This is a genomic window from Pseudalgibacter alginicilyticus, from assembly GCF_001310225.1.
In the GTDB taxonomy this organism is placed as follows: domain Bacteria; phylum Bacteroidota; class Bacteroidia; order Flavobacteriales; family Flavobacteriaceae; genus Pseudalgibacter; species Pseudalgibacter alginicilyticus.
Genome location: NZ_CP012898.1, coordinates 3,348,943 through 3,361,829 on the forward strand (window position 1 = coordinate 3,348,943; position 12,887 = coordinate 3,361,829).

Here is a 12,887-nt window from a genome sequence, read left to right on the forward strand (position 1 = left end):
TGAGTTTTATTAGTTTATATTTAGTTAGTTGTTTAAAAAAGTGCAAGATTTATTCTGGCACTTTTTTTATTTACAGTGTTTTAATTTGTAGTTTTGCATGACGAAAATCATAAAATTTTATCATACTTTTTACGATATTTGTATAATAAAAGATTAATTTTTTTCATTCAGATAATTTTAGATCATTAACATATAAAAATAAATACATGAAAATTACAGTTGTAGGTGCAGGAGCAGTAGGTGCAAGTTGCGCAGAGTATATTGCTATTAAAGATTTTGCAAGCGAAGTTGTTTTGTTAGACATTAAAGAAGGCTATGCGGAAGGTAAAGCTATGGATTTAATGCAAACCGCTTCATTAAACGGGTTTGATACAAAAATTACAGGTATTACAAATGATTACAGCAAAACTGCAAATAGTGATATTTGTGTGATTACTTCGGGGATTCCTCGTAAACCAGGAATGACTCGTGAAGAATTGATAGGGATTAATGCAGGTATTGTAAAAGCAGTATCTTCAAGTCTTATAGAGCATTCACCAAACACCATTATTATTGTTGTAAGTAATCCAATGGATACGATGGCGTATTTGGTTCACAAATCAACTAACTTACCAAAAAACAGAATTATTGGTATGGGTGGAGCTTTGGATTCAGCTCGTTTCAAATATAGATTGGCTGAAGCCTTAGAAGGTCCTATTAGTGATGTAGATGGAATGGTAATTGGCGGTCATAGTGATACTGGTATGATTCCATTAACACGTTTGGCTACAAGAGCAGGCGTGCCAGTTTCTGAATTTTTATCGGCTGAGAGATTAACTCAGGTATTAGAAGACACTAAAGTTGGTGGTGCAACACTTACTAAATTATTAGGAACGTCTGCTTGGTATGCTCCAGGTGCAGCTGTAAGTGGCTTGGTACAAGCTATTGCTTGTGATCAAAAGAAAGTATTCCCTTGTTCAGTATTACTGGAAGGAGAATATGGTTTAAATGATATTTCTATAGGAGTACCTGTTATTATTGGGAAAAATGGTATCGAAAGTATTGTTGAAATCAATCTAAATGATGCTGAAAAAGCAAGCATGAAAGAAAGTGCAGAAGGTGTTGGTAAAGTAAATGCTTTATTGGAATTATAGTATTAAAATTCTTAAAATATATATTTATGTAAAGACTGTAGAAATACAGTCTTTATTTTTTTATATTTGGCGCATGAAGCCGAGATGGTATATTAGTATAATAATTTTTATTTTTACCTTAATAGGTATTGTAAGTGAACAGCAAATTTCTGTGCCAAATCAGGAAATTGTTTTACAGTTTGCAGATTCGGCGGTCTCTACTGAAGAAACTCAAAATACGCTTGAGATTGTAAAAGCTCAATTGCAAAATTTAGGAGTTAAAAATATTCAAATTGAAGAATTTGAAGCAGGAAGTGTTACAATAACTTATTATAGTGATTCTGAGGTTGCTATCATAAAACAGTCTCTATCTCAAGAGAAGCATTTAACACTTGATTACACACCTTTTAATCATAGTGAGCAAGAATCTAAATTACCATCTGACAAAAACACAATCGCTTATAATTTAGATGTTCATGAAATTCAAAAAAAGCATGATTCTGATTGGGATTTAAATGGAACACCAGTTCCTGAATTAAAAACTAAAAGCAATCACTGTTTTAATTGTAATGTATTTGTTTCCTTTATAGAATTAGATGTTGAAGGGCAAGAAGGTGTTTCAAAAATAGCATATAAAGTAAATCGAAATATGGCATTGTCCATAGATGATACCTCTCGTAGCATTCCCGAAGTTAGAGCAGGACCTATGGTTAATAATCTTCATAGCGTTTAAGTATAGCTTTCATTTTTAATAAAAAGCTATCAAATCTTATTTAATTTAAAAATTGTCAAATTATAAGGTAAATGATATATTTGCCCGCCCGAAAATTCGGGATAAACAATTGACCTAAAAACATAAAATAATGCAAAACAAAGGATTAGTAAAACTATTTGCCCTTTTGTTTGGTTTGGTAAGTATTTACCAATTATCATTCACATTTAAAGCCAATCAAATTGAAAGTAATGCCAATGAAATGGCTATTAGTAAAATTTCTGAAACCGAAGAGGATTACAGAGAAAAACGTAGCTTAGAAGAGGCTAGCTATTTAGAATCAATAGCTACAGATACCGTTTTTAATATAGGTATTGCAAAATTCACATACAATGATGTGAAAGAAAAGGCTATGAATCTTGGTTTAGATTTAAAAGGTGGTATTAATGTTATTCTGCAAATATCAGTAAAAGATATTTTGAAAGGATTAGCAAATCACACTGGAAACCCTGTTTTTAATAAAGCCTTAGAGGATGCTTCTGAAATTCAGAAAAACAGTCAAAATACTTATTTAGAAGATTTCTTTATTGCTTTTGATGCTATTAAAGGCGATACAAAATTAGCATCTCCAGATATTTTTTATACTAGAGAATTAGATGGTGAGATTTCAGGAACCATGTCTGATGATGAGGTTAAATCTATCATTTCAACAAAAATAGATGAATCTATTGTTTCTGCATTTGAAGTGTTGCGTAAACGTATTGATGGATTAGGGGTAACTTCTCCTAACATTCAGCGTTTAGGGAATTCTGGACGTATTTTAATTGAACTACCAGGGGTTAAGGATGTAAAAAGAGCAGAAGAGTATTTTACCACTACAGCACAATTACAATTTTGGGATGCTTACAAAGGGGAAACTTTTTTCCCATTTTTAGTTGAAGCAAACGAAACCTTAAAAGGACTTGTAGATACTAAAGCAGCAGATGAAGAAACAGAAAGCCAAGAATCAGAAGAGGATAACAAAATTGATGATCTTTTAGGAAATGCAGCAACAGATTCTACTGCAGTAGCAGAAGTTAACCCTATTTTCGATTTAATTAGAGGTCAAGGCTATCAAGGAGGACCTGTTATTGCGAGTTTTGAAGTTAAAGATAAAGAAACGGTGCTTAATTACTTAAACATGCCTCAAGTAAGAGCCTTGTTGCCAGTGGAGCAGCGTTATGTAAAGTTTGCTTTTGGTAAGCCTAATAAGGACAGCGAAATAGTTGATTTATACGCTTTAATTGGAAACAGAGAAAATGAACCAGAATTGAGTGGAGCTGTTATAACAGATGCAAGACAATCTTTTGGACCTACTAATAAACCAACGGTATCTATGCAAATGAATGCAAAAGGTGCTAAGTTATGGGAAGAAATGACTGGAAAAGCTTATAATCAACAAAGTCAAATAGCTATTGTGTTGGATAACATTGTGTATTCAGCTCCAGGAGTAACTTCTGGGCCAATTTCAGGAGGAAATTCTGAGATTTCAGGGGATTTTACATTAAATGAAGCGGTAGACTTAGCCAACGTATTAAGAGCTGGTAAATTACCAGCATCTGCTGATATTATTTCAAGTGAGGTAGTAGGGCCATCATTAGGTCAAGAAGCTATAGATAGCGGTACCATGTCGTTTATGATTGCATTAGCATTGGTATTAGTGTGGATGATTGTTTACTATGGTAAAGCTGGTGGGTTTGCAGATATTGCCATGGGATTAAATATATTATTAATCTTCGGTATTTTATCTGGACTAGGAGCAGTGTTAACATTGCCCGGAATAGCAGGTATTGTTTTAACCATTGGTATGTCAGTAGATGCTAATGTACTTATATTTGAGCGAATTCGTGAAGAAATAGCCAAAGGTAAAGGGCAAAAGGAAGCCATTCAAGATGGTTTTAGTAATGCACTATCATCTATTTTAGATGCTAATATTACAACAGGTTTAACAGCATTAATTTTATTTGTATTTGGAACAGGACCTATTAAAGGATTTGCTACAACATTGTTAATAGGTATTTTTACATCGCTATTTACAGCTATTTTTATTACGAGATTATTAGTAGACTGGTATTCAAATAAAGGAGGTAAATTAGCGTTTGCTACGGCAGTTACAAAAAATCTTTTCAGAAACATTAATATTGAATTCCTTAAAAAACGAAAAGTTGCATATATCATTTCTGCAACTATTATTATTGTAGGTTTGGGCTCTTTGTTTACTAATGGTTTGGATCAAGGTATTGATTTTGTAGGTGGTAGAACTTATTTGGTGCGTTTTGCTCAAGATATGAATCCTTCTGAGGTAACTGCAAACTTGAGTGAAGTTTTTGGAAGTGCCGATGCGAAAACTTTTGGAGATGCTAATCAACTTAAAATTACTACTAAATATAAGTTTAATGAAACAGGAACAGATGTTGATGAAGAGATTAGATCGATGCTTTTCAACGCACTTCAATCGTATATGCCAAGTTTAAATTATGAACAGTTTATTGATCTTAATGATGAAAATAAACAAGTAGGTTTATTGGAATCTTTTAAAGTGAGTCCAACCATTGCAGATGATATTAAACAGGCATCATTTTGGGCGGTTTTAGGTTCATTGATAGTTGTTTTCTTGTATATTTTATTCCGTTTCAAAAAATGGCAATATTCATTAGGTGCTGTTGCAGCAGTTTTTCATGATGTGCTAATTGTATTAGGTATTTTTTCGCTAACCTATGCTTTCATGCCATTTAGTATGGAAATTGATCAAGCTTTTATTGCGGCTATATTAACGGTTATTGGGTATTCTTTAAATGACACCGTAGTAGTATTTGATAGAATACGTGAATATTTTGGCGAGCATACAAGCTGGGAGTTTAATAAGGTGGTTGATACATCGCTGAGTAGTACTTTAAGTAGAACTTTAAACACCTCGTTAACAACTTTGGTAGTATTATTATCAATCTTTATTTTTGGTGGCGATTCTATAAGAGGATTTATGTTTGCTTTAATAGTAGGGGTTGTTGTAGGAACCTATTCATCGCTGTTTATTGCAACACCAATTATGTATGATTCTGTGAATAAATTAGCAAAGAAAGATAAGAAAAACTAATTTTCATTTTCTTTGTAAAAAAGCCTGTCAACTATTTAGTTGATAGGCTTTTTTTTTGACTAATCCAGATTTTTATTGAAGTAAGATAAAGGAAAGCTATGCTTTAAAACTGACCAAAATCATAGTTAATATTGTTGTTTTCTTATAACTTTAAAGGTATAAAAACGATGAGTCATGATACAAAAAAAGAACCCAGAAATAGAGATTAGCCGGAGTAGCGGTCTCTATTTTGCCATCGGACTTAATGTTATGTTATTTCTTTCATGGCAGCTTTTAGAATTTAAAACTTATGATATTGAAGATGTTGATATTGGTGTTTTAAGTATGGATTCAGAGGTGGAAGAGGATATACCAATTATTAATATTAATACACCACCTCCACCACCACCTCCACCACCAGTAGCAACTGTTGAAAATATTAAGGTTGTAGAAGATGAAGTGGTTGTTGAAGAAACTTTTATAGAAAGTACGGAAACAGACCAAGATGAAAAGATTAAGGAACCTGTAGTAAGTGTGTCAGATATTTATGTTGAAGGTGTTGAAGAAGATGTAGAAGTACCTTTTGCAGTAATTGAAGAAGTACCTATTTTTCCTGGTTGTGAAAAAGGCACGCGTGCAGAAATTAAAGCGTGTTTCCAAAGAAAAATACAAGAACATATTGTTAAACATTTTGTATATCCAGAACCAGCTTTAAATATGGAGATAGAAGGTAGGGTTTCTGTAATATTTGTTATTGATACCAATGGACAGGTTACCGGACTTCGATCTAGAGGGCCGGATAAAATATTAGAAAATGAAGCAGAGCGTATTTTAGGTTTACTACCTCAAATGAAACCAGGTATGCAGAGAGGTAAGCCTGTAAAAGTTGCTTATAGCGTTCCTATATTGTTTCGAATGAATTAATTTTTAATTTCAAAATACATTTAAATTTAACAAAGCAACCAATGTTATTATGGTTGCTTTGTTTTAGTTATTAGTTTTTCTAAATTTTCGTGAATAATTTATTTTTGAAATTCTACATATTTCGAAGCAATATCTATTTGGTTAGCTTCTCCTCTGTGGATGAGTAGGCGATAACGTAAAATTGTTGGATGAGTTTCAGATAAAGGGATTGCCTTTTTTCCAGGAAAAGGATAAACAGCATTTTGCATACTGTTTTTTGAGCGTAAAATCCAAGGGTTTGGAAACCCAGGATTATTAGGGTGGCTTAAAATGCTGAGGCCAGATAAATTATCGTCTTGGTCAAAAGGGCCAGAAATATCAATCCAGCCATCTGCTTCAACAGGCAAAAGAGTTGGTTCTATTTTTCCTTGAGAACCAGTAAATTTAATATTCTCAACATTCTTAAGTCTTTGTGAAAATCCTCCATAGCCTTTAGCATCTTCTGAACCACCAATACGCATGTTTTTTTCAAGGGCTTGGATAGATATTTCAATATCTATTTGTCGATAATTTTCTTTAAGAGGATATACTTTTAATTTAGTTATCTCTTTTACTAAAGGTTTCTGTTTACCACTTTTACTCCTCCATTGTGGCGATTTCCATAATACTTCTACTTTTAAAATTGTAGACTTTTCTTCAGGCTTTAATTGTATAGCGTTAATGACTTCCCATGAAAAATCATCTATTAACCAAGCATCTCCAATTCTTTTGTCACCTACATATAATTGATGCCAAGCCCAGAAAACACCTCTATGATGATAATGGTCTGGGGGAAAATCTTCAGTAAGTATTTCTCCATCTAAAGTATATAATGGATGAATATAATTAGTTCTTGTGTAAGTGCCATTTAAAGATTTTTCAGCAATTTGATAATTTAATATGCTGTCCTTTTCTTCTAAAAAATATGCAGCGTCATTTTTAATTATTAAATCAACCTTTTGAGCACTAATAACATTAGAAATAAAAATAAAACAAAAAGTAATGTAATATAAATTCATAGCTGAATATGAATGGATGGTTGTTTTTAGATGGGGCCGTTATTTTTTTACTAATCTACGCACAGCAACCCATTGTTTAAGCATTTCTCTAGAGTCTTGTGCAGGATAGCCTAAAACGGTTTTTCCCGCTTCTACATCTCCAACAACACCAGATCCTGCACCTACTGTTGCTCCAGAATGGATTGTAGTGTGGTCTTTTATTGAAGCACTACCTCCTATAATAACACCATCTCCTAAAGTTACGGAACCAGCGAGTCCACTGTGTCCAGCCATAATACAAGAGCGTCCCATGACGCTGTTATGAGCAATTTGCACTAAATTATCTATTTTACAGCCATCTCCAATGATGGTAGAGCTAAATTTAGCACGGTCTACACATGAGTTGGCACCAATTTCAACATAATGACCAATTATAACATTGCCAATTTGAGGTATTTTAACTAATCCTCTTCCGTCATCGCTTGGGCGATATCCAAAACCATCAGCACCAATACTTACATTTGTATGAAAAATACAATGGTTTCCAATGATACAACGTTCCCTAATAACTGTTCCAGACCAAACCACTGTATTGTCTCCAATAATGGTTTCATCATATACGCAAACATTAGGATATAAAACCACACTATTCCCTAAAACCACATCTTTACCAACATAACAATGGGCTCCAATTTTGCATCCTACACCTATTTTAGCAGTATCGTGTATAACAGCTGTTGGATGTATGTCTTCTTCAAACACAGGTGAAGGAGGATTAAATAATTCTAATATTTTTGCCATTGCTAAATCGGCATTTTTTACTTTAATAATGGCTCGATTATCGCCTGGGTCTAAAGTTAGATTGTCATTTATAATTACAGCACAGGCTTTAGATTCTGCCCAAAGTTTAGTGTATTTTGTACTTCCTATAAAAGTAATTTGATTGCTTTTTGCTTTTTTGAGTTGTTCAGGTCCTTCAATGAGTTGCGAAGTGTTTCCTATTAATTTACCTTTTAGTATAGTATTGAGTTCTTTAACGGTATAAGATGTTTTCAATGATAAAGGATTATATGGTTTGTTTTGTAAAACTAAACTAAAAATGATAAAATAGTAGTTTTTTATAATTTTAGTTTTTTTATAGATGATAATTACTCGTTTTTAAATGACACAGAGTTTATTATATAAGAGTATCAATGTTAATTTAATCTATGATTCAATATTAAAAACGAAAAAATATGTAGATTTATCATATGCAAGAAAAACAATCTTCTTTTTCAATAAAAAATTGGTCGCACAATGATCAACCGCGCGAAAAACTTCGGGATAAAGGTAAGGAAGCTTTAAGTGATGCTGAGTTGGTAGCAATATTAATCGGTTCTGGTAATAGAAATGAGAGCGCTGTAGCATTATGCAAACGTATTTTGGCCAGTGTTGACAATAATTTGAGTGATCTAGGTAAGCTGTCTTTAAAGCAACTGATGACATTTAAAGGTGTAGGAGAAGCAAAAGCTATAAGTATTGCTGCAGCTTTGGAATTAGGTAGAAGACGAAGAGGCGAGGAGGCACTTAAAAAGAAGAAAATCACATCAAGTACATCGGTTTTTGAATTGATGCAACCTATAATTGGCGAATTAGAACATGAGGAGTTTTGGATTATCTATTTGAATAATTCTAACAAAGTAATTCAAAAAAGACAATTGAGTAAAGGCGGGATAACAGGGACTTTAGTAGATGTGCGTTTGGTATTAAAAAGTGCACTTGAACTTGGGGCAACGGGCTTGATTTTAGTTCATAACCATCCTTCCGGGACTTTAATTGCTAGTGAAGCCGATAAACTATTAACCAATAAATTGAAAGTAGCCGCTGAAAGTTTAGATATAAAAGTCTTAGATCACCTTATAGTTACTGAAAAGGCATACTTTAGTTTTGCAGATGAAAATATTTTATAAGCCATTTGTTGTTTGAAAATTGAATATAAAAAAAATGCTATTAGTTTACACACATAAAATAACCCCTCGATTAAAATATGTTTTCAAACATGTTTGTACGAGAGTTTTAGGCTTAGAAGTTTCTTTTACAAGCAAGATTGAAGAGTTTATTACACATGATAGCTTAAAGATGTCGTATACCAAACAACATTTAGGCAATGAGTTTTTTATAAAAAGTCATGATTTGTTGTTTGAACAAGGCTTGTCTGATGTAGAGATTAATGTACAAAGTTGGGATGATACCAAATGTTTCTTTTTTAATGGTGATAAAAGTGGATTGCCGTTTGATATATTTGCTGCATCTTTTTATTTACTATCTAGATACGAAGAATATTTACCACATGTAAAAGACGAATATGGAAGGTATGTAGCTACTGAAAGTATTGCCTATAGATATGGGTTTTTAAATCAGCCAGTGGTAGATATTTGGGCATATAAATTTAAAGCCGCCTTACAAAACAGGTTTTCGGAATATGTTTTTTCTGAAAAAAAATATCGAATCAAACCTATAATTGATGTGCCAAGTGCCTATAGTTTTTATCAAAAAGGCATTATGCGCACCTTAGGAGGTACTCTAAAAGATTTATCCCAGTTTAAATTTAAAAGATTATACATTAGATTTATGGTCATTTTGGGATTTCAGCACGATCCATTTGATACTTTTAAATATATTATTAATAAGCAAAAAAGCAGCTCCTATAAATTTTTATTTTTCTTTTTAATAGGAGATTATTCTACCTATGATAAAGGTATTAATATTAATAAAAAGCAATTTGTTTCACTTATAAAACAAGTAGCAGATTATTGTCATGTCGGTTTGAAAATTTCTTTTTTTGCAACAGATAAAATAGATGTGCTAAAAAAAGAAAAAGTACAAATGGAATCTATAATTAATAACTCTTTAAAAGCATCTAGACAGTCATATTCACGACTTAATTTTCCAGAATCTTACCGGCATCTTGTGGAATTAGAAATAAAAGAAGATTATACCATGGGATATGTAAATTATATTGGTTTTAGAGCCGGTTCTTGTACTCCTTTTTTATTTTACGATTTAGATTATGAAGTGCAAACACCATTAAAGATTTGTCCTTACCATGTTATGGATTATGCTTTATTGAAAACACGTTCACTTTTGGATAAAAAGCAGGTTTTAAATGAATTGATTAAAAAAATAAAAAAAGTAAATGGTGAATTTGTTCCCGTTTTCCATAACTATACATTCAGTGATGCAGAACGATGGAAAGGATTTAAAGAATTGTTTAATATGATATTAGAATCGTCAAATGAAAATTGAAGGTATTACAGATGTGTTTTTTGACTTAGACCATACTCTTTGGGACTTTGATAAGAATTCTGCATTAACATTTAAAACTATTTTTGAACTAAATAAGATTGAGGTTGATATAGATATGTTTTTACATCATTATATCATTATAAATTTTAATTATTGGAAATTGTTTAGAGATGAAAAAATAGACAAAGAAGTGCTGCGTTTTAAAAGATTGAACGATACATTTATGGCAATAAATCATCCAATCTTGCCCGAAATAATTAACAAACTATCAAAAGATTATATAGAACATCTTACCAATTACAATTATTTATATGAAAATACCATTGAAGTATTAGATTATCTTAAACAAAAGTATCGGCTTCATATTATATCTAATGGGTTTCATGAAGTTCAGAATAAAAAATTAGAAAACTCAAACATTCAGCATTATTTTAAAACAGTTACTAATGGAGAAAGTATTGGCGTTAAAAAACCAAACCCTAAAATTTTTAATCATGCTTTAGATTGTGCCAAAACTTCAGCAAAAACTAGTATTATGATTGGTGATGGTTTTGAAGCTGATATAATAGGCGCTATGAATGTAGGTATGGAGGTTATTTTTTTTGGAACTAATAAAGAAAATTCAGAAGTTGAGGTTAAACAGATTAGTAATTTAATCCAATTAAAAAACTATTTATAAATCACACTATTAAATGAAAATTTCCGTTAATATAATTCATGGTTAAAAAAGCTTTTTTTCATTATTACATATTTTTCCTCTTAAACTTTTTATTTGTAGGATGTACAAAGGATGTGGATTTTAATCAGGTAAATGATTTTGAAGTATCCCCAATTGTTGAAACAAGTTTGATTTTTTTCAACGCTTCAGCAGGAGAATTTTTCATAGGAGGGAATGAGTTGTCAATTGTTCAAGATTTTGTTGTTCTTGAAGTATTTAATAATAGCTTTATAGACGATAATTTAATTAAATCGGAATTTGTTTTAGAAACTATAAACTCTATAAATAGAGCTTACGATTTGCAAATTGATTTTGTTAACAATACAGACCAATTACTACACAGTTTTACCGTCACTGCTCCAGCATCTCCTACAAATACCGAGGTTACAACTAAGCATACCGAAGTTTTTGAAGGAAGTTCTCTGGTTGCATTCAAACGTACAACTAAGCTTGTGTATACTCTTACCATGTTACCTGGTTTGCCAATTGATGCTAATACAATGGGTAAAATTGATTTAAAATCTAAAGGTGTTTTTTATTTCAATTATAAAGAAGAAATATGAATTATGAATAAAGTTTGCTTTTTTATTTTATTCGTGTCATGTTTTGCCTTTTCACAAAACAAGCAAATTTTATATGGTTTTTCTGAAATACCACAATCTTTAATGCTCAACCCTGGGGGAAATGTAAAAAATGATTGGTATTTTGGAATACCATTGATATCGCATTTTCATGTACAAGTAGGAGCTTCTGGTAGCACCGTATATGATATTTTTGCAGACGATGGTATTAATTTTAACACCAAACTTAAAAATGCTATATACGGTATGCGTTCAACCGATTTTTATTCTGTTAACGAACAGTTAGATATTTTTTCTGGTGGATTTGCTTTTGGAAGTAGCTATAATAAAAATAAATACATCAGTTTCGGACTTTATCAAGAATTTGATTTTATTTCATACGTTCCTAAAGATTATATCGTCTTAGCTTTTGAAGGCAATCAAAAAAATATAAATCGACGTTTTGATACCGGAGATTTAAATTTTAGTGGAGAAATGATTTCTGTATTTCATATTGGGTTCAATAAAAAAGTAAATGAACAGTTAACTTATGGTATAAGAGGAAAAGTTTATTCAAGTGTAGCCAATGTTAGTTCAATTAAAAATAAGGGAAGTTTTATTACTACCCAAGGGGAAAACAACTTTTATAACCACATTTTCGATTTAGATTTAGAACTTAATACTTCAGGAATTATAAGTTTATTAGATGATGAAAACTCAGATATTAAAAATGATATTAGTACTTTACAAAAGCGTTTTTTGTTAGGTGGAAATCTTGGTTTAGGTTTTGATGTGGGATTTACTTATCAAATAGATAAGCAATGGACATTTGATGCGAGTTTGTTAGATGTTGGATTTATAAAGCATAGTAAAGATATTGAGAATTATAAATTAGAAAATCAGTATACCTTTGAGGGGATTGATCCATTTTTTTTTGAAAGTACAGAAAATCAAACAGCAGATGATTATTGGAGTAATATAGAAGAAGATTTTGAAGATTTATTTGATTCAGAGATTAACACTAACAGCTATATTACGTGGCGACCAATAAAATTAAATACATCACTTAATTATTCGTTTGGTGAAAAGCGTTTTAAAGACTGTTATTGTTTACAAGCAAATCAGGGGTATCAAAACGCAGTTGGCGGACAACTGTATGTCATAAATAGACCTAAGCAACCACAAGCAGCTTTAACAGCTTATTATTTTAGACATTTATTCAAGGGCTTAAGTGCTAAAATCACTTATACAGTAGATTCGTATTCTTTTACAAACATTGGGTTAGGGCTTTCTGCTCAGTTAGGAAATGTCAATTTTTATATGATGGCAGATAATTTTTTAGAATATCAAAACATATATAATGCTCAAAGTGTATCTTTACAGTTAGGTTTTAACTATATATTTAATAAAAATGAAGACTAAGTTTTTTTGCATACTAATTATTGCTT

At 31.5% G+C, this 12,887-nt stretch carries 11 protein-coding genes; 9 read left to right on the forward strand and 2 right to left on the reverse strand.

The features are described from left to right. Positions 1-206: 206 nt before the first annotated feature. The 4 genes from mdh to APS56_RS13845 all read left to right on the forward strand — a co-directional run bounded on the left by mdh (position 207) and on the right by APS56_RS13845 (position 5,860). Positions 207-1,133, forward strand: a complete 927-nt coding sequence (gene mdh / locus APS56_RS13830; protein WP_054729479.1) for a malate dehydrogenase — start codon at positions 207-209, stop codon at positions 1,131-1,133. 73 nt (positions 1,134-1,206) lie between these two features. Next, a complete protein-coding gene (locus tag APS56_RS13835) occupies positions 1,207-1,845 on the forward strand; it encodes a hypothetical protein (protein ID WP_157757678.1) in 639 nt (212 codons plus the stop codon). A gap of 130 nt (positions 1,846-1,975) precedes the next feature. Continuing rightward, complete coding sequence (gene secDF, locus APS56_RS13840) at positions 1,976-4,957, forward strand: protein translocase subunit SecDF (protein WP_054729486.1); 2,982 nt, start codon at positions 1,976-1,978, stop codon at positions 4,955-4,957. A 174-nt stretch (positions 4,958-5,131) separates the two neighbouring features. After that, positions 5,132-5,860 (forward strand): energy transducer TonB, encoded by a 729-nt coding sequence (locus APS56_RS13845; protein ID WP_054729490.1) that lies wholly within the window; start codon positions 5,132-5,134, stop codon positions 5,858-5,860. A gap of 98 nt (positions 5,861-5,958) precedes the next feature. Here the strand turns inward: APS56_RS13845 and APS56_RS13850 are convergent, their stop codons facing one another. Beyond that, positions 5,959-6,897 carry a DUF6807 family protein gene (locus tag APS56_RS13850; protein ID WP_054729493.1) on the reverse strand — a complete coding sequence of 313 codons (939 nt, stop codon included), beginning with the start codon at positions 6,895-6,897 and terminating at the stop codon, positions 5,959-5,961. Between the two features lie 39 nt (positions 6,898-6,936). Further along, complete coding sequence (gene lpxD, locus APS56_RS13855) at positions 6,937-7,932, reverse strand: UDP-3-O-(3-hydroxymyristoyl)glucosamine N-acyltransferase (protein ID WP_054729495.1); 996 nt, start codon at positions 7,930-7,932, stop codon at positions 6,937-6,939. A gap of 194 nt (positions 7,933-8,126) precedes the next feature. Here lpxD and radC point away from each other — a divergent pair, with 194 nt between their 5' ends. The 5 genes from radC to APS56_RS13880 are packed head-to-tail and all read left to right on the forward strand — an operon-like array spanning position 8,127 to position 12,861. After that, complete coding sequence (gene radC, locus APS56_RS13860) at positions 8,127-8,825, forward strand: RadC family protein (RefSeq protein WP_054729498.1); 699 nt, start codon at positions 8,127-8,129, stop codon at positions 8,823-8,825. Positions 8,826-8,859: 34 nt separating this feature from the next. Then, entirely contained in the window at positions 8,860-10,161 is a 1,302-nt protein-coding gene (locus APS56_RS13865) for a polysaccharide deacetylase family protein (protein WP_054729501.1), read from the forward strand. Continuing rightward, on the forward strand, positions 10,151-10,840 hold the full coding sequence (locus tag APS56_RS13870) for a YjjG family noncanonical pyrimidine nucleotidase (protein WP_054729503.1): 690 nt from the start codon (positions 10,151-10,153) through the stop codon (positions 10,838-10,840). Before APS56_RS13865 ends, APS56_RS13870 begins: the two co-directional genes overlap by 11 nt. Positions 10,841-10,878: 38 nt before the next feature. Further along, on the forward strand, positions 10,879-11,442 hold the full coding sequence (locus APS56_RS13875) for a hypothetical protein (RefSeq protein ID WP_054729506.1): 564 nt from the start codon (positions 10,879-10,881) through the stop codon (positions 11,440-11,442). Positions 11,443-11,445: 3 nt separating this feature from the next. Continuing rightward, positions 11,446-12,861, forward strand: a complete 1,416-nt coding sequence (locus tag APS56_RS13880; RefSeq protein ID WP_054729509.1) for a DUF5723 family protein — start codon at positions 11,446-11,448, stop codon at positions 12,859-12,861. The last annotated feature ends 26 nt before the right edge of the window (positions 12,862-12,887 follow it).